Annotated in this window: 20 protein-coding genes; 5 read left to right on the forward strand and 15 right to left on the reverse strand. The window is 47.6% G+C overall.

The features are described 5' to 3' along the window. Positions 1-39 precede the first annotated feature (39 nt). The 6 genes from pruA to ACQE26_RS02640 all read right to left on the reverse strand — a co-directional run bounded on the left by pruA (position 40) and on the right by ACQE26_RS02640 (position 6,654). The gene (gene pruA / locus ACQE26_RS02615; protein ID WP_064777953.1) at positions 40-1,587 is read right to left on the reverse strand and encodes an L-glutamate gamma-semialdehyde dehydrogenase; all 1,548 of its coding nucleotides are present in this window, start codon (positions 1,585-1,587) and stop codon (positions 40-42) included. A 17-nt stretch (positions 1,588-1,604) separates the two neighbouring features. Beyond that, on the reverse strand, positions 1,605-2,516 hold the full coding sequence (locus ACQE26_RS02620) for a proline dehydrogenase family protein (protein WP_101605621.1): 912 nt from the start codon (positions 2,514-2,516) through the stop codon (positions 1,605-1,607). Between the two features lie 187 nt (positions 2,517-2,703). Beyond that, entirely contained in the window at positions 2,704-3,489 is a 786-nt protein-coding gene (locus tag ACQE26_RS02625) for a nucleotidyltransferase domain-containing protein (RefSeq protein ID WP_500470591.1), read from the reverse strand. Between the two features lie 65 nt (positions 3,490-3,554). Beyond that, complete coding sequence (gene cah, locus ACQE26_RS02630; protein ID WP_500470592.1) at positions 3,555-4,511, reverse strand: cephalosporin C deacetylase; 957 nt, start codon at positions 4,509-4,511, stop codon at positions 3,555-3,557. Positions 4,512-4,688: 177 nt separating this feature from the next. Further along, positions 4,689-5,249, reverse strand: coding sequence for a shikimate kinase (locus tag ACQE26_RS02635; protein ID WP_003156609.1), 561 nt, complete (start codon positions 5,247-5,249; stop codon positions 4,689-4,691). Between the two features lie 94 nt (positions 5,250-5,343). Further along, complete coding sequence (locus ACQE26_RS02640; RefSeq protein ID WP_500470593.1) at positions 5,344-6,654, reverse strand: MFS transporter; 1,311 nt, start codon at positions 6,652-6,654, stop codon at positions 5,344-5,346. A gap of 206 nt (positions 6,655-6,860) precedes the next feature. Here ACQE26_RS02640 and ACQE26_RS02645 point away from each other — a divergent pair, with 206 nt between their 5' ends. Both ACQE26_RS02645 and ACQE26_RS02650 read left to right on the forward strand, forming a co-directional pair. Continuing rightward, a complete protein-coding gene (locus tag ACQE26_RS02645) occupies positions 6,861-7,649 on the forward strand; it encodes a sugar phosphate isomerase/epimerase family protein (RefSeq protein ID WP_500470595.1) in 789 nt (262 codons plus the stop codon). 131 nt (positions 7,650-7,780) lie between these two features. Further along, positions 7,781-8,065, forward strand: a complete 285-nt coding sequence (locus ACQE26_RS02650) for an antimicrobial peptide LCI (protein ID WP_500470596.1) — start codon at positions 7,781-7,783, stop codon at positions 8,063-8,065. A gap of 49 nt (positions 8,066-8,114) precedes the next feature. On the opposite strand, the gene nadE is transcribed toward ACQE26_RS02650, so the two are convergent. Continuing rightward, the gene (gene nadE / locus ACQE26_RS02655) at positions 8,115-8,933 is read right to left on the reverse strand and encodes an NAD(+) synthase (protein WP_500470598.1); all 819 of its coding nucleotides are present in this window, start codon (positions 8,931-8,933) and stop codon (positions 8,115-8,117) included. 136 nt (positions 8,934-9,069) lie between these two features. Beyond that, the gene (locus ACQE26_RS02660; protein WP_500470600.1) at positions 9,070-9,666 is read right to left on the reverse strand and encodes a DUF1989 domain-containing protein; all 597 of its coding nucleotides are present in this window, start codon (positions 9,664-9,666) and stop codon (positions 9,070-9,072) included. Between the two features lie 124 nt (positions 9,667-9,790). On the opposite strand from ACQE26_RS02660, the gene ACQE26_RS02665 reads away from it, so the two are divergent. After that, complete coding sequence (locus ACQE26_RS02665; RefSeq protein ID WP_500470601.1) at positions 9,791-11,119, forward strand: amino acid permease; 1,329 nt, start codon at positions 9,791-9,793, stop codon at positions 11,117-11,119. Here the strand turns inward: ACQE26_RS02665 and ACQE26_RS02670 are convergent. From ACQE26_RS02670 to ACQE26_RS02680, 3 genes are all read right to left on the reverse strand, one after another. Next, positions 11,114-11,869 (reverse strand): YqcI/YcgG family protein, encoded by a 756-nt coding sequence (locus ACQE26_RS02670; RefSeq protein ID WP_438421161.1) that lies wholly within the window; start codon positions 11,867-11,869, stop codon positions 11,114-11,116. The genes ACQE26_RS02665 and ACQE26_RS02670 overlap by 6 nt on opposite strands. Positions 11,870-11,936: 67 nt before the next feature. Next, the gene (locus ACQE26_RS02675) at positions 11,937-12,566 is read right to left on the reverse strand and encodes a LysE family translocator (protein WP_014469715.1); all 630 of its coding nucleotides are present in this window, start codon (positions 12,564-12,566) and stop codon (positions 11,937-11,939) included. 63 nt (positions 12,567-12,629) lie between these two features. Continuing rightward, a complete protein-coding gene (locus ACQE26_RS02680) occupies positions 12,630-13,091 on the reverse strand; it encodes a MarR family transcriptional regulator (RefSeq protein WP_016936822.1) in 462 nt (153 codons plus the stop codon). 113 nt (positions 13,092-13,204) lie between these two features. Here ACQE26_RS02680 and ACQE26_RS02685 point away from each other — a divergent pair, with 113 nt between their 5' ends. Further along, positions 13,205-14,737 carry an MDR family MFS transporter gene (locus ACQE26_RS02685; RefSeq protein WP_500470604.1) on the forward strand — a complete coding sequence of 511 codons (1,533 nt, stop codon included), beginning with the start codon at positions 13,205-13,207 and terminating at the stop codon, positions 14,735-14,737. 41 nt (positions 14,738-14,778) lie between these two features. Here the strand turns inward: ACQE26_RS02685 and ACQE26_RS02690 are convergent, their stop codons facing one another. The 4 genes from ACQE26_RS02690 to ACQE26_RS02705 form a co-directional block, all read right to left on the reverse strand. Next, positions 14,779-15,732: an L-lactate dehydrogenase gene (locus ACQE26_RS02690; protein WP_060963654.1), complete on the reverse strand. Its 954-nt coding sequence runs from the start codon at positions 15,730-15,732 to the stop codon at positions 14,779-14,781. Positions 15,733-15,973: 241 nt separating this feature from the next. Further along, on the reverse strand, positions 15,974-17,953 hold the full coding sequence (amyE, locus tag ACQE26_RS02695) for an alpha-amylase (protein ID WP_500470605.1): 1,980 nt from the start codon (positions 17,951-17,953) through the stop codon (positions 15,974-15,976). 216 nt (positions 17,954-18,169) lie between these two features. Continuing rightward, positions 18,170-18,658: a DUF6773 family protein gene (locus ACQE26_RS02700; protein WP_500470606.1), complete on the reverse strand. Its 489-nt coding sequence runs from the start codon at positions 18,656-18,658 to the stop codon at positions 18,170-18,172. A 92-nt stretch (positions 18,659-18,750) separates the two neighbouring features. Continuing rightward, positions 18,751-20,184, reverse strand: coding sequence for a YfcC family protein (locus ACQE26_RS02705; protein WP_060963657.1), 1,434 nt, complete (start codon positions 20,182-20,184; stop codon positions 18,751-18,753). 132 nt (positions 20,185-20,316) lie between these two features. Here ACQE26_RS02705 and ACQE26_RS02710 point away from each other — a divergent pair, with 132 nt between their 5' ends. Beyond that, a complete protein-coding gene (locus ACQE26_RS02710) occupies positions 20,317-21,438 on the forward strand; it encodes a M20 peptidase aminoacylase family protein (RefSeq protein ID WP_500470608.1) in 1,122 nt (373 codons plus the stop codon). Positions 21,439-21,458: the final 20 nt, after the last annotated feature.

Below are 21,458 nucleotides of genomic sequence, written 5' to 3' on the forward strand. Positions count from 1 at the left end.
TGGACACCCCCCTCGAGGAGGATGCCCATTCAGTCCCTCTTAAAACATTTCACTGATTGTTTTCGCCTGCATGTGGAGGGCCAAATAATCCGGGCCGCCCGCTTTTGAATCAGTGCCGGACATTTTAAAGCCTCCGAACGGATGATATCCGACAATCGCTCCCGTACAGTTGCGGTTGAAGTACAGGTTGCCGACATGGAATTCCTGTTTCGCCCGTTCAATATGTTTGCGGTTATTTGTAATGACCGCTCCTGTCAAACCGTATTCGGTATTGTTTGCCACTTCCAGCGCTTCATCAAAGTTTGATACTTTAGAAAACCCGACGACCGGCCCGAAAATTTCTTCCTGCATGAGTCTGGCTTTCGGATCAAGGTCAGCGAAGATCGTCGGCTTGATAAAGTAGCCTTTTGAATCATCCCCGGTGCCGCCGCTTACTAAACGGCCTTCTTCTTTTCCGATTTCAATGTAGCTCATGATTTTATCGTAAGAGCCTTGGTCGATGACAGGCCCCATATACACGTCAGCGCTGTCAGGGCTTGCCGTCACTTTTGATTCAGTGATTTCGATGACGCGCTCCAAGACGGCATCGTATACTTTTTCATGCACAACCGCGCGGGAACCGGCAGAACATTTTTGTCCCGCGAAGCCGAATGCTGATGTAAAGATGGATTGCGCCGCCAATTCAATGTCCGCGTCCTCATCGACAACAACCGTATCTTTACCGCCCATTTCAGCGATGACACGCTTTAAGTGCTGCTGTCCCGGCTGCACTTTCGCCGCGCGTTCAAAAATTCTCGTACCGACTTCACGTGATCCCGTAAATGTAATGATGCTTGTTTTCGGGTGATCGACGAGATAGTCTCCCACTTCCGCTCCGCTTCCCGGCACAAAGTTGACAACGCCCTTCGGAAGGCCCGATTCTTCAAGCACTTCTACGAATTTCGCCGCGATGACCGGTGTCGCGCTTGCCGGTTTAAGAACGACCGTGTTGCCCGTTACGATCGGTGCCACCGTCGTTCCCGCCATAATCGCAAAGAGGAAGTTCCATGGCGGAATGACGACCGTTACGCCTGTCGGTGTGTAGACATATTGGTTCTTCTCGCCTTCGCGGCTGTTGACCGGCTTGCCTTTTGCCAATTCAACCATCTGGCGCGCATAGTACTCCATGAAGTCGATCGCTTCAGCTGTATCCGCATCAGCTTCGTTCCAAGGCTTTCCCGCCTCCTTGACGAGCAGGGCGGAGAATTCATGCTTTCTGCGGCGGACTTTGGCAGCCGCGCGGAACAGGACAGCCGCTCTTTCTTCAGGAGATGTGTATCTCCACTCTTCGAACGCTTTCGCGGCCGCTTCAATCGCTTGCTCAGCGTGCTCTTGAGAAGCTTTTGACACTCTGCCGACAACTTCTTCTTTATCAGCCGGGTTGATTGAAACGATTTTCGCTTCTGTTTCCACTCTTTCACCGTTAATGACAAGAGGATAATCTTTTCCCAGATACTCGCTTACCTTCGCAAGCGCTTTCTTGAATTCTTCAACGTTCGATTGATCTTGGAAATTCGTGAATGGTTCGTGTTTATAAGGTGTAGTCATTGTCATCTCTCCCTTTTTTACTTCTTAGTCATCCCTTTAAAGGCGAATGCGATATTTGAGGGGCGTTCAGCGAGCCGTCTCATGAAATAGCCGTACCAATCATCGCCGTAAGGCAGGTAGACTCTCATGTTGTATCCTTCTTCCACTAGGCTGAGCTGGGTTTGCGAGCGCATACCGTACAGCATCTGAAACTCAAAGCGGTCGTGTGGAATGCCGTGCTCTTTGACAAGCTGCTTTGTGAACTCGATCATCTTGTCGTCATGCGTGGCAATTGCCGTATAATGTCCCTTTAAAAGCTGTTTGCGGATGAGTCTTTTATAATTTTCATCTACATCGCTTTTTTCAGGATAGGCCACCTTTTCCGATTCTTTATAGGCTCCTTTGACAAGGCGCAGAAACGGATTCAGCGGGTCAAGATCATCAAGGTCCTTCTCCGTTCTGTACAGATAAGCCTGCACTACGGTGCTTACGTATTCATACCGGCTTCGGAAGTCTTTAAAGATATCCAGCGTTTTCTGGCATCTCGTCTCATCCTCCATGTCAATCGTCACCATGACTTTATGTTTTTCCGCCGTCTGGAGGATTTTCGTCATATTTTCATAGACGAGATCGAGATCTATATCAAGACCTAAAGACGTCATTTTTAATGACACTTGGGAATTCAGCTGTTCATCAGCGATTAAAGCGATGGTCTGCATGCACTCCTCGGTGCGTTCTTTCGCGACATCACCGCTGTTGACAAATTCACCCAAATGATCGACAGTAACTGACAGCCCTTGGCTGTTCAAATGTCGGATTGTCGGGATAGAACTGCGGATATCCATTCCTCCGATGATTTTGCCGGCTGCCACACGGCTTCCCCAGCCTCGCGCCATCTTATTGAGAAAGCTGCTCTTGGATAAAAATAAGAAAAAATCTCTTGTAATCACTTCCAACCTTAACACCCCGCAATCTAAGAAGTATTTGTATGAGTCTATTGTAAATGGACAAAACATCCTCTCACAATATTCTAAAAATACAAAGATTCTGATAAATTTTTGTGGTTTTTCCACAATCAGCTTCTTAGAGAGCAGGCGGATCATGCCGAAAAAAAGCGGACGGAAATGACAGAAATCGTCAATTCCCGCCTTTTTCTTCCCAAGCCTCTTCGACGGTCTGAATCAAAAGCTGATTCAGTTCGTCCGTTATATCCGGTTTCGGTGTTTTGACCGTTTTGGCATACTGACCGATGCGTTCCATTTCTTCTTCTATAAAGGCATGAATGATCGTATTTCCGGGTTCCGGAGCCAGTTCCTGTCCGCTTTTTTTCCTTGTAAGCAGTGTGCTGATTTCAGAAATGAGCGCTTCATCCGTCAATAGGGCATCTGCCATTACGGGAAATGTCATCGGCGGTGCGGTGCCGAACGTTTCAATCCACTTGCAGGCAAGGAGAGGCCGCAGGACATAAAAATACTTTTTAATCTTCACTGCACTGCCCCGCAATTCCGTTTTTTCATTCCGCTTTGCCATATTGAGATAATGATAGAGGCATGCTTCGGGCGAAAAGGCGCGGTTTTTCAGTTTTCGGAGCTTTTCAGCCGCTGTGAAAGCTTCATAATAGATCATCTCAGAAGAAAGCCATTCCAAAAGAGGCGGATTTGATTTTTTAAAGAGCCGCAGGGCTTTTCTCAGTTCCCAGCCGCTGACGTCAAGCATGTCATGGATCGGCTCTTCTATGACATCCCTATGCGGCTCAATGGAAAAGTACCATTCTTTTTTCGGCACATAGAGAAACCGTACATCGTAGTCGCTTTCGCTTGACGGAAATCCCCATGCGCGGCTTCCCGATTCTACGGCGTAAAGCACCTTAACGTCGTGCTTTGCCTCCATTCGTTTTAATTCTTCAATGATCCTTTGTTTCATTTGTATCCGTCCTTTTCCGTCATCATTCATGAAAAAAGCCCAAACACTTGGGCTTTTCACTGCTGTCAGCCTTTCAGATGCGCTTTCAGAAAGGCCAGCTTTTCCGTATGGAAAGAAGGTATATATTCATGGCCGAAATACCGGTAAACTTTCAATTCTTTTTCCGTTTCCAGATGATTGTAAGCGGCAAATACCGTCGACGGCGGAGTCACCCGGTCAATCAGCCCGATGGACATGAGAACCGGCACCTTTACGCGGTCCGCCAGATTCATGATATCAAAATAGGCCAGTGTATTCATCGCGGCCTTCTCCGTTTCAGGGCTGCCGTTTTTTCTGAAAAAGGAGTTAATCTCAAGATACGGCTCATCTAGTGCGACATCAATCGCCCGCTCAAAATTGCTTAAGTACGGATAATCAGCCGCAACCGCTCTCGGAATGTCGGAAAGCGCCGCCGCGGCGATGGAAAGCCCGCCTCCCTGGCTCCCCCCGATGACGGCGATTCTCGTTTCATCCACTTCATCAAAGCTGCTGATGACTTCAAGAGCCCTTACTGCGTCTAAGTACACACCGCGGTAATAATATGTATCTTTGTCTAAAATCCCTTTCGTCATCCAGCCGGGAACGTGTCCGTGCGGTGAGACGCTTGTATCTGTGCTGCTGTGCTGGCCGCGGACAAGCATCCCGAACGCGGCATATCCGTGAAGCGCCCAATTTACGATGTCATGTACATCCCCGTCATAGCTTGCGTTGTAGCCGTGGTATTTCACGATGGCCGGATGCGGGCCTTTTCGGTCGGGAACGGCGTACCATCCCTCAATTTCCGCCTTGCCGAAGCTTCGGTATTTCAGCCGGAATACTTTCACGCCGTCAGCCGGGTAGCTTTCAGGCGTCAAATCAGGCTTTGCCTCTTCCTTTGCAAGCTCATGTAATGATGATGCCCAAAAATCCGCAAAGTCATGAGGAGCGGTTTTATTTGGTTTATAGGTTTGCAGTTGGTCAAGCGGCAAGTCGTATAATTGCATATCCGATTATTCTCCTTTGTTTTATAAGATTTAATTTTCTGACTCTATCTTAACACGATTTTACACTTATTTTCTAAACATTTTTATAAATGATCGGCGGACGCTTTCACTTTTTATCAAACGTTTGTTTAACAGAAAACAAAAAAGAGCTGTGCGCTCACAGCGGCACAGCTCTTTTTACATCGGCTGATACAGGTCCCAGCCGATTTTTAACGTTTCAACGATATAATCGGCAATTTCTTCAGGTTCCAGATTATCCGTTGCCACTTTTGAATTATGTTTATCATAGATGCTTTGGCGCTCGTTAAAGAGCTGCTGCATTTCATCCATTGAACGGTTATGCAGAACGGGACGGCTTTCAATCAGCAGGTCAGCCCGCTGCTTCCAATTCTCCCATGATAAATCAAGATGGAGCACGAGACAGTTTTCCAGGCAGCATTGTCTGATTTCCTCTTGTTTAAACGAACCGCCCCCAAGAGACACGATCTTGAATTTCGTATTGCGGCAAATATCTAATATATAGTCCTTTTCAGTCTGACGGAAAAAGGCTTCACCCTTTTTCTCAAACATTTCCGGGATGGACATGTTGAAATCTTTCTCAATCTGCAAATCAATATCAATGAAGTCTCTGTATAATTTTTTAGCGACCAGCTGGCCGATTGTTGTCTTACCGACACCCATGAATCCGATCAGTACAATATTTCTTTCTCTTACGGGAATGGCACGTTTTGCGTTCATCTTCGGCGAAATCCTCCTAAGGAATGAAAAAGTTATGTTTATTATATGATAACTCCATATTGAAATATAGAGATAATACGATGAGTTTTTCGATCTACCGGAGCGTAATACGTTCCACCTTTCCGACAATGAAAATATAAGAAAACGCCCCGATAAAGGCGACAGCGCCGACAAACAGAATCGCACCGTTGTATGAACCGGTCGCAGAGACGATAAACCCGATAATAAGCGGCGTGATAATACCGGCCATATTGGCGAAAAAGTTAAACACGCCCCCTGCCAATCCGATTGTCTCGCTTGGCGCCACTTCACTCAGCATCGTCCAGGAAATATTGGACATGCCCTGCGCAAAAGAAGCAATGGATAAGATCGCCAAAACCGCCGGGGAAGAATCCGTAACATTCGCGAGCACGATGGAGCCCGTCAACAGAAGACCGAGGATAACGGGCGTCTTTCGGGCAACGTTCACTGATACGCCCCGCTTCATCATGCCGTCAGACCAAAATCCGCCGAACAATACGCCGAAAAAGGCGGCGATATACGGGATTGATGCGGCGAAGCCGACTTTTAAGAAGGCCATGTGCTTTGCTTCCGCCAGATAAGTCGGGAACCATGTCAAAAAGAAGAACAGCGTGGACGCTACGGCGAATTGGCCGATATACAAGCCGACAAGCTTGCGGTATTTAAGAAGCTGAACGAAATCCCGCCACGTGATACTGCCGGCTGATTCAGACACCTCTGTCAGCCCGCCGCCTTCTTTAATATATTCAAGCTCTTCCCGGTTCACTTTCCGATACCGGTTCGGCTCCTGATACATCTTAAACCAGAAAACGGAGAAAACAAGCCCGAGCAGCCCTGAGGAAATAAAGACGGCTCGCCAGTCGAATGCCGTTAATACCCAGAATAAAACCGGTGTGGCGAACGCCAGTCCGACATATTCCCCCGCTGTGTAAACACCCGTCGCAAAGGCGCGTTCCCTCCTCGGAAACCATGTTGTGACAATCCGGTTGTTTGCGGGAAAGGCAGGCGATTCAGCCAGCCCGATAATCAGGCGGCAGCCGAATAAAAATCCGAAACTGGCCGCAAAAGCTTGCACTCCGGTGAAAACCGACCAGACAAATAAAGAAACTCCGTACGTCCGTTTTGACCCGAATTTGTCCAAAATGAGCCCGCCGGGAATCTGCATACCCGTATAGGTCCAGCTGAATGCGGAAAATACGACGCCCAAAAGCGCGGGGCTTATGTTCAGCGAAGTCTGAATGGACGGGGCGGCGATGGATACACTTGCACGGTCTATATAATTAATCGCAGTGATAAAAAACAAAAGAATCAGTATCACATAACGAGCGCGAGTCGGTTTATTGCGGACGGGCCTGAAGTCCGTCAGCTCCGTTTCATTTTTCAATGGCTTCTCCCCCTTACTCGAATGACATTAATTGTACAACACTTCGAGCAATTATTTAATACTTTGACGCAAAAAAGCGCTAAACAATTTGTGTTCAATACTGCACCGCTTCCATAAAAAAAGTGTTTACCCTTTTCGTCTGTTTATCCGCAGCTTATCCGGGGAAAAAACACATATAGGATAGACAGTTAACGGGAGGATTACCGATGAAACTGAGCTTTTGCACGACAGGGTTTAAAAAAAAGCATATTCTCGATGTCATTTCTTTCGCAAAAGAGCACTCCTTTGACGGAATCGAACTGTGGTACGGCCACGCCCAACAATATATAAAAGAAATCGGCCCGCTCGACAGGCTTGATCAGCAGCTTCAGGAGGAAGGCTTCGAGGTGCCCGCTGTCAGCTTGTACACTGACTTCGCCACTCAGGATGAAAGGCAGGCGTTAAAGGATGTTCAAAGGGCATTAAGCGCGGCACGGCAGCTTCACAGTCCCCTGATCAGAGTCTTTGCGGGCAACCTGGCTTCGCACCGGACGTCACCGGAAAAGTGGGAGCGTGCGGTTGATCAATTTCAGGAGGCGGCGCTGCTCGCAGATGACTATGACGTCAATATCGGGCTTGAGATTCATTACGATACGTACGCGGATACACCGGAGGCGGCGCTGGCATTTTTAGAGGATGTCGGACATCCGCGGGTCCGCATCATTTTTGACGGCTCCAACCTTCACGTCAATCACGTGGACCAAATGTCTGCTTTAGAAAAACTGTATCATACCGTCAGCCATATTCACCTGAAAAACTATCACTGGAATTTTGACAACTGGTATCTCAGCAAGCCGGTGTCTGTTCTGCAAGGCGATTTACGGCAGGAACCCTTTCTGAAAGAACTGTTGAACAGGCAATACGGCGGATTCGTGTCACTCGAATACTTCGGTCGTCATGCTGAAACGCATATGAAAGAATCTCTGAATGAGATCAGGCACTGCTTTAAGAAATAAAAAAACATCCCCTCTGAAGGGATGTTTTTTCAAATTAAGAAAAAAATTTTAGAAACAGAGAAGGAATTTTATGGATAATTGTCTAATTATTAACACTGTAATGCATTTCATTTGAAAAGGGAGTGTTCGAAATGAAATTCAAAAAAGTGTTAACCGGTTCTGCGCTGTCTCTTGCCTTACTGATGTCTGCCGCTCCTGCCTTTGCCGCATCACCAACAGCATCTTCATCCGTGGAAAATAGCCCAATCTCAACGAAAGCAGATGCCGGCATTAATGCCATCAAACTCGTTCAAAGCCCTGACGGCAATTTCGCTGCTTCTTTCGTTTTAAACGGAACAAAGTGGATTTTCAAAAGCAAATACTATGACAGCAGCAAGGGATATTGGGTAGGGATTTATGAAAGTGTAGATAAATAAAAATGAGATAAACAAAAAACCTCCCTTTCAAAAGGGAGGTTTTTTCATTCTATTTCCACCAATCATCAAACATTGAGGCCGGCACCTGACGCTTATGTTCCGTACTGAGATAGCGTTTTTCCAGCGCCTCAATCACTTCGGAAGAAACGTCCTTGCCTTCTAAATAATCATCAATGTCATTGTATGTGATGCCGAGCTCTGTCTCGTCCGTCTGCTGCGGTTTTTCATCGAGCAGATCGGCCGTCGGTAATTTCAAATACAGGCGTTCCGGTGCGCCGAGCTCTTCTAATAAACGTCTGCCCTGCCGTTTCGTTAATCCGGTCAGCGGCAGCAGGTCAGCTCCGCCGTCACCGTATTTCGTGAAGAAACCGGTCACCGCTTCAGCCGCATGGTCGGTACCGATGACAAGCAGCCCCTCTTGTCCGCCGATGGCATATTGCGCGATCATTCTCATTCTGGCTTTTACATTTCCTTTGTTAAAATCAGTCAGCTGATCGCCCGTTTCTTTTTTGTACTGATCGGCGAACGCGCTGACAGCGGACTTAATATCAAACGTCCATGATTGATCAGGCTTAATGAATTTGAGTGCCAATTGGGCGTCATCCTCATCCTGCTGTGCGCCGTGCGGAAGACGGACGGCGATAAACTCCGCGTCTCCGCCTTCCTCTCTGATGCTTTCAGCCGCCAATTGGGCGAGGCGTCCCGCAAGCGTGGAATCCTGCCCCCCGCTAATGCCGAGCACAAAGCCTTTAGCACCTGTTTTTTTCAAATATTGTTTCAGAAAGTTCACTCTGTCCTCAATTTCTTGTTTCGGATCAATTGAGGGTTTTACGTGGAGATCATTCATAATTTGTTTCTGGATGCTCATCCCAATCACTCCTCCTGCATTGTTTCTTTATGATTCATTTCCCGTTCACGCTGAAAATGAATCATGCCACTATGTACGACTCTCTGTTAAATATAGCACAGGTGCAGTTTTTAAGTGAATCAAATACACACCGGGATCAGCTGATTTCCACCCGAAGCGCCGTAATGCTGTCACCGTTGCATTTTCCTTTTTCGATCGGGCAGGATGAAAACGCGACGACGAGATCCATTTCCGCACGGAGCCGTACGTAATCACCCGCGTCAGACAGAGGCGTTTCGACTGACAAGTTCCCCTTCTCATCAAGCACCGTATTCATAAAGATGGCAAACGGGTAATGCATATGCGGCCGCGGCACCCCGAATGGTTCAAGCGCCCTGCTCATATTGTCATAGCACGTATCCTGGAGCTCGTCTTTATGCTTTCCGTATAAAAGCCTGTTCATATCCGGGCGGCAGGCGGGAAGCAGCAGGTCATGCTTGCCGACAGTATCTTCAATCAGCGTCAGCATCGGCTTATATAAATTTGAATAAATATGATCGCCTGTTTTTACATGAATGGACTGATTGGCATCAATCGTCGCGCCCTGATCAAGATGCTCATAGAAGTCCTTGGCATGATACGCCGTAAAATCAGCCACCTGCTGTCCTTCCACATCGACTACTTTTATAATCTGCCCTTTGTGAACCTTCAGGCCGAGCCCTTTTTTCGGCGGTACGATAAATTGCTGTGTCATCAGACTGCTCCTTTTTTTCTTCTATTATGAACCCCGGCCGTTTGTTTCATGTAAAGCAATTTATTGGATGTATATTCCCGTTCTGCCGGCTGCAATCTAAGCTTTGATAAAGGGGTTGAATTACATGGGTAAATCACAGGACCAGCCTAAAGGAAATCTCGCTTGGTGGCAGCTCTCTTTAATCGGCGTCGGCTGCACAATCGGGACGGGCTTTTTTCTCGGGTCCAGTATCGCTATTGTCAAAAGCGGATATTCCGCGCTGATCTCATTTCTTATTGCCGGGCTCGGCACCTATTTTGTCTTTGAGCAGCTCGCGAAGCTTTCGGCTAAGCAGCCCGAAAAGGGGTCTTTTTGCGCTTATGCGAGAAAGGCTTTCGGCTCTTGGGCCGGTTTCAGCAACGGCTGGGTGTACTGGTCGTCTGAAATGCTGATTACGGGAAGCCAGCTGACAGCCATCTCGCTGTTTACGAAGCATTGGTTTCCGAATATGCCGCTGTGGATTCTCGCCTCCATCTATGCGGTGCTCGGCCTTTTAATTATTTTTACGGGGCTGTCCGTTTTTCAAAAAACGGAGAATGTGCTCGCTGTTGTCAAGACGGCGGCCATTTTTATGTTTATCGTCATCGCCATTTTGGCGCTGTGCGGTATATTTTCTCACAAACCGGATGTCCAGATGCCGAATGAATCAAAGGATTTGTTCCCGCACGGAGCGATGGGTTTGTGGACGGGGCTGATTTATGCGTTTTACGCTTTCGGGGGAATTGAGGTCTTGGGGCTGATGACCGTACATTTGAAAAAGCCGGAGGAAGCCTCAAAATCAGGCAGACTGATGCTTATCGTTCTTGCAGTGATTTACGTCATTTCTCTCGGCCTGGCGCTATTGTTAGTGCCTCTGGGCAAATTCACCGAACAGGACAGCCCGTTTATTACATCTCTGAAAGGCTTTCATTTAGATGTCATTCTTGATATTTTTAACGGGATTTTTATTATTGCGGGGTTTTCTACGCTCGTCGCCTCGCTGTTTGCCGTGACGACATTGCTTTGTACGATGGCTGATGACGGAGATGCGCCGAAATGCTTCAGATTGAAGGAAAATAAAAAAATCTGCTGGCCTGCGCTCGGATTGACATTCGCCGGACTCATCGTCTCCATCATCCTGTCATTGGTGCTGCCGAAAAATATATATGAACACATGACCACCGCAGCAGGCCTGATGCTTCTGTATACGTGGCTGTTCATTTTGTTCTCAGGCAAGAAACTGATCGAACCGACAAAAGTAGGAACGGCACAGATTTTTATCGCTCTGGTGCTGATTGCGGCAGCCGTCTCCGGGACGCTGTTTGAGAAATCGAGCCGGCCCGGTTTTCTGGTCAGCCTTTGTTTTCTTGCCGTCATTGCGATCGTGACATGGATCGTACAAAAAAAGCAGGGACACAGCCCTGCCGGATCATAGCTTAAACAATCTTTTCAAATAGGAAAAAGGACATTTTGATACTTGCGTCTCATCATCACGGAGGAAATATTGCTTCCATTCTAAATTGTCTTTTCCTCCGTACCACCCCAATCGGGGATGAAGAGGGGCTTCATCATACGCCTCTAAACGTTTTCTGATCAGCCGGCTCATATTGCGTCCGAACGCGGTTGAATCATTTAACCCTTCGAAAACCCATCTCGGCTGAAACGCCAGCATAAAAAACGGGAAGCTTCTGCTTTGTCTCGCTTCATGTGCAGGCGTTGCGCACAGAATAAAATACGGCTCGCCGTCAAAGCAGAACTCCCATTTATAATGTTCAGGATCTTCCGGCATATCTTCCGGCCAGTCTTTCGGGTCGCAGCCGCTCAGCCGGTTTAAAAAAGACCAGAACAGCTCTTCATACGCCTCAATGGAATAATGTTCAGCTAAATCCTCAGGCGTATCAAAAATTACAAGCAGCGACGCGTATCTTCCGGTTTCCCTTGAGATTTTTCCGTATTCGGACAGCAGCATCCCCACTTCCTCCGGGGTCCCCTGCTCACGGGGATCACCCGCAAAGGATATCCGAAGCTGATCTGTCAGAAATCCCTGACGTCCGGGTATGCACGGAAAGGTGTCCGCTTCATCGCCTACTTTTTCTGATAGAAGCTCAAAAGCGATTCTCTGCCAATTTGGCAGATCCAATAACTTTTCCTCAAGGCAACTTTTTGTGTACAGCCCGCTTGCCATCGGCCCACCTCCAGTATCGTCATGATACGTTATGATGGAGATAGGCGATGGGTGACAGTCCTTCTATTTATGAGATGAGCATTTGAATCCCCTGCCATCCGAAATAAAAACCAAAAACGATCAAAGACACACCTGCCGCTCCCGTCAGCCAGCGAAGCGCTTTTTCGTGGAGAAGGTTTCTGAAAGTGCTTGCGGCAATCGCCATGCAGAAATCCCAGATCAAAATGCCGAGAAGAATGCCGGAGCTGTAAATCAAAAGCTGGTTCGCATCAAAGGATTCAGCGGTTTTGGCGAGAATGCTGCCGTATATGCCGAGCCAGAATAAAATGCTCAGCGGATTGGAAAGAGAAATAAAAAACCCCGCACCGAATGTTTTGTAAAAAGCCGGTTTTCCTTTTCCGCTTCTGACGTTCATGGCTTCCCTTATATTTTTTAACGTTTCGACGCCCGTGTAGGTCAGCACGAAAAAACCGAAAAGCCACAAAAACGTCTTCACGAAAGGCGCCGTCAAAAATTGAGACAGCCCGAAATAAATCAGAATCATATACAGCCCGTCTGCCGCCATGGCGCCAAGACCGAAGATCCATGCATGCCAAAAGCCGTTCTTAATGCCTTTGTCAATTTGCGCCGCATTGACCGGGCCGACAGGTGCTGACAATGACAGTCCGAGAACGATGTAGCTTAAAAAGATGTTCATTGGCTTCCCCCTCATTCATGCAACTTGTACAAATTATTCATGAATGGGCCGGGCTATGATATATTATTTTAATTTCTCAAGCTCATCTTCCATTATGTCCGTCACTTTTTTGAGAAAATCGAATATCAGGTGCAGTTCTTCTTCTTTATATTGCCGGCAAAGGCTGATCGTGGATTGGGATAAGGAGCTGAACAATTGTTTCACGTTCGCTTTTCCCGCTGTCAGCGGCACAATGATCACCCGCCGTTTATCTTCGGGATCTTTTTTCCTCATGACATATCCCGCTTTTTCGAGCCGGTCAATGAGCGCCGTTACCGAACCTGTGCTGAGGCCGGTTTTTTTCCCAAGCTCACCCGCGGTCATTGGGCCTGCTTCATTTAAAATATCAGCTGATTTCAAATCGGTCGGAAACAGACCGAGAGATTGAGCGGCTGCCTGATGAAACAGGATCGTCCTTGTGGCCATCTTCCGGAATAACTGTATCGCGGTTTCCTCCGTCTCGCTTCTGGTATTTCTTGTTGACAAGTGACAGGCCTCCCTATAAAATCAATTTATCTTGACGATCAAGATAATTTTCGGCAAATCTAATATGATCATAGCAAATTTGATGATCAAAAGTAAGTATAGGAGGAAAAAGCATGGAACAAACAGCCGCGAAGGACGCCTCGACGAAGTTTGTCGTCATCGGCCTTTTGCTGGGCATTTTAATGTCGGCTATGGACAATACAATCGTTGCCACCGCGATGGGAAATATCGTGGCGGACCTCGGAAGTTTCGATAAGTTCGCGTGGGTGACGGCATCATACATGGTAGCCGTTATGGCCGGTATGCCGATTTACGGAAAACTGTCCGACATGTACGGGCGGAAACGTTTCTTTTTATTCGGTCTTATTCTTTTCTTAATCGGATCGGCATTATGCGGAATCGCCCAAACAATGGACCAGCTCATTATTTACCGCGTCATTCAGGGAATCGGCGGAGGCGCGCTGATGCCGATCGCTTTCACCATCATTTTTGATTTATTTCCGCCTGAAAAACGCGGAAAAATGTCGGGGATGTTCGGCGCCGTTTTCGGCCTGTCCAGCGTTCTCGGACCGCTTTTAGGCGCGCTCATTACCGACTCCATTAGCTGGCACTGGGTATTTTACATCAACGTGCCGATCGGCATCCTATCGTTATTTTTCATTCTTCGTTATTATAAAGAATCACTTGAGCACAAGAAACAGAAAATCGACTGGGCCGGCGCGATTACGCTGGTGGTTTCCATTGTCGGTCTGATGTTCGCTCTTGAGCTCGGCGGGAAAACGTATGATTGGGACTCCGTTCAGATCATCGGTCTGTTCGCTGTGTTCGCCGTGTTCTTTATCGCCTTTTTCATTGTAGAAAGAAAAGCGGAAGAACCGATTATTTCTTTTTGGATGTTTAAAAACCGTTTATTTGCCACGGCACAGATTCTGGCGTTCCTTTACGGAGCGACATTTGTGATTTTAGCGGTATTTATCCCAATTTTCGTTCAGGCTGTGTACGGCAGCACCGCGACAAGCGCGGGCTTTATTTTGACGCCGATGATGATCGGTTCTGTTATCGGAAGTATGATCGGCGGAATTTTCCAGACGAAAGTGCGGTTCCGTAATTTGATGCTGATCTCCGTGGTCGCTTTCTTTATCGGAATGCTGCTGCTTTCCAATATGACTCCGGATACGGCGCGCACGATGCTGACGGTATTCATGCTGATCTCTGGATTCGGCGTCGGCTTCAACTTCTCATTGCTGCCGGCAGCGTCCATGAACAATCTCGAGCCGCGCTACCGCGGAAGCGCCAACTCAACAAACTCGTTTTTGAGATCATTCGGCATGACACTCGGTGTGACGATTTTCGGAACCATCCAGACGAATGTGTTTACCAACAAGCTGACCGATTCATTCAGCGGCATGAAAGGAGCGGGCGGCGCGATGCAGAATATCGGAAATCCTCAGGACATTTTCCAGGCCGGCACGCGCGCTCATATTCCGCCGCACATTCTGGATCAAATTATTGACGCAATGTCGCAGAGCATCACGTATGTATTCACGCTTGCTCTGGCGCCGATCGTCATCGCGGCCATCACCATTTTGTTTATGGGAAAAGCGAGAGTGAAAACCTCTCAGGAAATGGCGAAAAAAGCGAATTAAAAAAAGCAGTACATGGCATTTGCCATGTACTGCTTTTTTGTTTACTCCGCGAAATGCGGAGCGAGAATGTCTTTCAGCACGTTTGCGCTATGGCTGAATTGAGCCTGTTCTGTTTCATTCAGCTCAAGTTCCGTCACACCGGCGATACCGTTCCGATTGACGACGGCCGGAATGCCGATAAAGACGTCGTTTACACCGTATTGCCCGTCCAGATATGTGCTGACGGTTAAAATACTGTTTTCATTACGCAAAATCGCTTTTGTGATGCGGGCGAGGCTCATCGCCACTCCGTAATATGTCGCGCCTTTTTTCTCAATAATATGATAGGCGGCGTTTTTCACATCGTTAACGATCTGATCCAGCTCGTCCTGTTTGTAAGCTGCATTTTTCTCCAGCAATTGCTGCACCGGCACTCCGCCGATATTGGCGTGACTCCATACAGGAAGCTCGGTATCGCCGTGCTCGCCGATAATGTGGGCGTGTACGTTTTGCGGAGCTGCTCCGAAATATTCACTCAGCATATAACGGAATCTCGCAGAATCCAGTGTCGTGCCGCTGCCGATGACGCGTTCTTTCGGCAGACCGCTGAATTTCCATGTCGCATAAGTGAGAATGTCGACCGGGTTTGTGGCAACGAGGAAGATGCCGTCAAATCCGCTTGCCATGACTTCACCGACAATGCCTTTGAAAATGGCGAGATTTTTTTCGACCAGCTCAAGTCTCGTTTCGCCCGGCTTTTGGTTGGCTCCGGCACAGATGCACACGATATCGGCATCCTTGCAATCTTCATACGTTCCATAAGATGTTTTCACCGGATGAGGCGCAAATGCCTTTCCGTGATTTAAATCCATGACATCTCCCATGGCTTTTTCTTTATTTAGATCAATGATCACAAGCTCATCTGTGATCCCTTGGTTAATTAACGCAAATGCATAACTGCTTCCAACAAAACCTGCTCCGATTAATGCTACTTTGTTCACTCGTTCGTTCATCATGTATGCTTATCCTCCAGTGTTTCGTGGTGTCTGTTTTTATTGTGAAGTATTTCACATTTATATTGTGCACTATTTCACAAACTTTTGCAAGAGAAAAGTTTTGTCTTGAAAACCCCTCAGATTTTTGACAGAATCCTAAAACGGTTGGGTTTTAGGATTCTGTCATCTTTTCAGCTTGATTAAAAATTATTGAAGGCGGCGCTTAGTCAGGCATTCTGAGAAATCCTGATTTCTCTATTCATTAATGCCGAAGATAGCCATTTAAACCAGAATTGTTATACAAACCATTCTTCACATAATCAAAGCCGGGCTGGTTCTGTCCGGGCACTTGGGCGCTGCCATTGTTAAAAATCACTTTGGCGTTGGCCGTATCCGCATTCTCAGGCAGCGTCAGCGTGTAAATTCCATCAGCATTCTTAGTCATGGCTTTCCCCGGCCACGATCCGGTTAATTCTATGGCCCTGCCTCCATCATGCTTATAGATATAAGCATTTACCTGGCCCCAATGGTCCGGATTCTGATAGCCAATGATGTTGGCTTGAGACGGGTCTCTTTTGACAAACGTGTATTCTTGGGTTCTCTCTGCACCCTCGCTGTTCGTTCCGGTTAACTTGATATCGTATGCCGTGCCGATTGGATCTCCTTTTCCGATCGTTAATCGGTCCCCGTCCTTAAACGCCGTCTGCTGCCCATTATTGATCTGATAAACGGCTTTTGTTGTTTTCGCATTTGCACGCAGGGTGACCGTCAGCTGATCGTTGAAAGAATGGACTGCCCCCGTTTGATAATTCTCGAGGAAGACATGAGGCGCATTTCCGATATCGTCAGGATAAAGAACAGCCACGGACCTGGCATTGATCGTGCCTGTCAGTTTACCGTTCGTTACTTGAAATGAACCGGTGCCGGCTCTATTATCATACCTGCCGTCAGGTAATTTCGTTGAAGCATTGACGGCAACGGAAGACGATCCTGCATTTGCCAGCACAACGCCTTTTGAGCCGCGCTGATTCATAAAGATTTGATTGTTTCCATTCGGATTCGAGAGTTCCTCAGGCTGCCCGGCCATGACATTGTGAAATAGATTGACCGCAGTGATCGCCTGATCTTTAAATAAGGCGCTCCCGCGATCGCCTATTTGACTTTTTCCGGGAAATCTTACACCATTTCCTCCGCCCTCAGGTCTGGAAAAGAAAAGAGGTGTACTTCCTGAGCGGGAACCGATCACTGCCCAGCCTAAACGGATATCGTCATCGCTCATCCATGTTGACTCTTCCTCATCATTGGCATACGTATCATGGGATTCCACCCATGTGACCAATTTGTCCGCAGACACATCAGATGCATAATGGGAAATATTCGATACACTCAGATTGCGGTTCTTCAAGGCGGACCTGATGGAATGCCCATAATTTGAAGCGGTCACATTCATATAATTCGCATAAGCAGTATCTCTGGACGCGCTGTCTTGCAGGATTTCTCCGTATTGGAATTCCGCCGCTGTATTTGTGATATTCGGCCAAAATTGGCTGCCGTAATTCCCGTCATCCGGAAGCTCTATATGCTTGGCGGCATCATAGCGGAATCCGTCTGCTCCGTCATTTAATGCTCTTTCCAAGAAGCGTTTCAGATAGGTTTGCACCTCAGTATTTTGAGTATTCCAATCATACAGCCCCAGCAGCGAATTTTGAGTGACATCCCATCTGTCCGACCAATTTTTAATTTGTGTGTTTCCATGGGTCCAGTTTGGAATACGCTTAATCTCGTCAGAAATCGCGCCATAATCACTGGTCGTATGATTGATGACCGCATCGACAATGACTTTTACGCCATATTTTTCTGCGGCTGCGCACATGTCCTTAAATTCTTGTTCAGTTCCTAAGTAACGGTTGCCGATTTGGTACGATGTCGGCTGATACAGCCAGTACCAGTTCCTCATGCTTTTATCTCCTTGGTTCCCTTCCTTAACTTGGTTGATCGGAGACGTCTGAATGGCCGCATAGCCCGCATCACGAATATCTTTCATATTTTGTGTTAACGTATTGAACGACCAATTCCAGGCATGAAGGATGGTTCCGCTTTTGACTGAAGATGCGGTCACCTCATTTGATTTGTCTGCGGTTTCAGCGTTTGCAGCCGCAGGCCCTGACAAAACCAAATGAAACAGCAATAAAAATCCGGCGAATAACGGCAGTAAGGAGGTTTTGAATCGTTTTTCAAACATTTTTGACACTCCTTATTTGATTTTTTTTAAGACTGACTGCGGAGTCAAAAATTCCTCTTACCCTTTCTTCAGCTTCCTCCTTTCGAATGGTGTGAAGACTGGAGAATTTTGTTAACGCTTTCATTTCAACTTATCACACTCTCTCTATCAAAGCAACGTGGCAGAGTGAAATCAAATCTATATTCCTATCAGATCAACAAAAAAAGAAACCACCTATCAAGATGATTTCTTTTTCACTTCTTTTATCGCTCTTCTGTAAGACAGCTTCACAATGACATACCGAAGCAAAAACAGAACGCCTCCGCAGACGATAAAAAGAAAGATCATTTTCAGCCAAGCAAAGAATGTATGGGGCAGCCCCCTATCGTATATCGTAAGCGCAGCTGCCGCAAAAGCGACCGCAATTGAATCGATCCGCTGCTGCTTCACTCGTTTTCGCAGTTCTTCCTTGGTGTCTATTCTCGGCATGAGCATTCCCGACGCTCCTGCTCTGATACAATAATAAACAATTATAATGAAGAAAACCGCCAAGCTTCCGGCCCATTCCCTAAACGGACAGTTCAGGACAAGTCCGCGTACGATGATATCAAGCAAAGACAGTGTGCCCACAAGCATTCCGACTTCTGACCAAATCATTCGTTCTTTCTCTTTCACACTCTCACTCTTTCCATTCACGTTTGAAAGTCGGTTCCGACGCTGATTCATGACTTCCTCCCGTACTTTTAAGAATGGCTTACAACTCCCATTATATCTTGCCGATTCATAATGATAAACCGAAATATCATTGACAAAAACGTTTAATAAGGACCCCATTTGATCAAAACGCCTATGCAGATAAACACCAGTCCGATCACAAACCAGATCAGCGCCAGCGGAACCATAAAGCGAAGCCACTTTACGTACGGAATACCGCTTGCGGCCAGTACGGCCATCAATACGCCCGATGTCGGATTGACACAGTTTACAACGCCTTCTCCGAGCATGACCGCTTCAACTGCCACCTGTCTCGTGATGCCCATCAGATCGGCAAGCGGAGCCAAAATCGGTATAAATACGACCGCCTCCCCCGATCCTGATGAAATCAGAAAATGAAGCAGGGCACTGGAAATATACATTCCGATTGCGCCTGCCATCGGGCTGAAACCGTGGAGCAGTGACGCAAGTCCATTAACTACCGTATCAAGCAGCTTTCCGTGTTCCAGGATAACGGAAATGCTTCTCGCCATTCCGACGATCAGCGCGCCGTAAACGAGACCCTGGCAGCCTGTGATAAACGTTTTTGCGATATCATTTGCCGCCATCCCCGCAATCAGTCCGGACACGATCGAGATAAAAATGAACACGGCGGCCATTTCTGAATCAGACCAGCCAAGGGTTAGCGCACCGTACAAAAAGCCGGCAAGCGACAAAGCCGCAACAGCCAGAATCAGCTTATGGCGGACAGTAAACGGGACATGCTTGTCCTCCTGATCAGAAACCTGCCGGATTGAGCCTGCCGCCGGAAACCAATCGTTCCCTAACAGACTGGCGTCCTTTGCTTTTCTGAGTCTTCTCGTATACCGATAAATATATAAAATAGATGATAGCAGAAAACAAATGTAGACGGCAATCCGCAGGCCGATGCCGGAAAACATCGGCAGCTCCGCGATGCTTTGTGATAACCCGAGCGGTGAAGGTGATAGAATCGTCGCGTTAAACCCCGCATAACAGCCGATATAAATGACGGCTGCTCCGGCCACGGCATCCCATTTCAGCGAACGGGCGACGATCAGGCCGATCGGAATAAAACCGATTACGGAATTGACGACGATGCCGGTTGTACCGAGAATCGAAAATAGAGATCCGACAATCGCAATAAACAGCAGCTGTTTTGTGCGGAACGTACTGATCACGTTATTAATCAATCCACTGATGGCGCCCGTTTTCTCTAAAATCGCAATGGTGCCGCCCGTAAACAGGATCAGAAAGATAATCGGTGCGGAACTTGTCATCCCTTCCTGAATCGCGGTAAAAAAGGCGATCGGGCTGACCGGGGACTGATCCAGAGAATGATAACTTCCAGGGACGGCAGACGTCACACTGCCCTTTGTCACCCTGTCGAATTCTCCAGCGGGAACGATGTACGACGCTATCGCGCAAAGTAAAGCGACAATGAACAGCAGCACATAAGCATCGGGCATGACAAACATTTTTTTCTTTTTCAATACAGGTTCGGTCTTCGGCACAGCCATAACATCACCATCCCGCTTTAAATTTATAAACTATTCAGAAAATACAGATATGTGCTATATTATATACAGACCGATTGCCTGTTTCAATATCAAAAATAAAAAACAGACAGCTTTTGAAGGAGGACTTACGGCATGAACAGACTCACAGAGCATGACAAACAAGTCATTATGGATATTTTTAACCATCTGCACGCCCATCCCGAAGTAAGCTGGAAAGAATATCAAACGACTGAATATCTGGCTGAAAAACTGAAAGCGGCCGGCTGCCGGACCCGCACGTTTGATGATTGTACCGGAGTTGTCGGCGAAATCGGAGAAGGCTCCCCCGTTGTGGCTGTCCGGGCGGATATTGACGCGCTGTGGCAGGAAGTGGACGGTGTTTTTCAGGCCAACCATTCATGCGGACATGATTCACATATGACGATGGCGCTCGGCACGATGATGCTTTTAAAGAGTCAGCCGAAGCTTCCGAAGGGAACCATCCGCTTTATTTTTCAGCCGGCAGAAGAAAAAGGCGGCGGGGCGCTGAAAATGATTGAAAAAGGCGTGCTTGATGATGTTGACTACTTATACGGCGTGCACGTACGCCCCGTACAGGAAACGGCAAACGGCCGATGCGCCCCCTCCATTCTGCATGGCTCAAGCCAGCATATTGAAGGCCTGATTATCGGAGAAGAAGCCCACGGCGCGAGACCGCATCTCGGGCTTAACAGTATTGAAATCGCCGCCCTTCTCGTGCAGAAACTCAGCTTCATTCATCTCGATCCCGGCATTCCGCATTCGGTGAAGATGACAAAGCTTCAGGCAGGCGGAGAGAGTTCCAATATCATTCCGGGAAAAGCCTCCTTCAGCCTTGATCTCCGTGCGCAAACCAATGCCGCCATGGAGAAATTAACCGCCGAAACCGAAAGAGCCTGCGAGGCGGCAGCTGCCGCATTCGGCGCAAAGATCGAACTGCAAAAAGAACACAGCCTCCCGGCAGCCGAGCGAAACAAAGAAGCGGAAACCATCATGGCGTCTGCAATAAGCGGCATTCTCGGAGAAGAACATGTGGATGAGCCTCTCGTGACAACCGGAGGAGAGGATTTTCATTTCTACGGACTGAAGGTGCCGAACTTGAAAACGACGATGCTCGGCCTTGGGTGCGGACTTCAGCCGGGGCTCCACCATCCTCATATGACATTTGACCGAAGCGCCATCTTTACAGGTGTTGAGATATTAACAGCCGCCGTCCTCGCATCGTTTGAAGCATAAAAAAAGCAGCCCGTCACCGG

The sequence above is a fragment of the Bacillus sp. 5RYD7K genome (genome assembly GCF_059831465.1).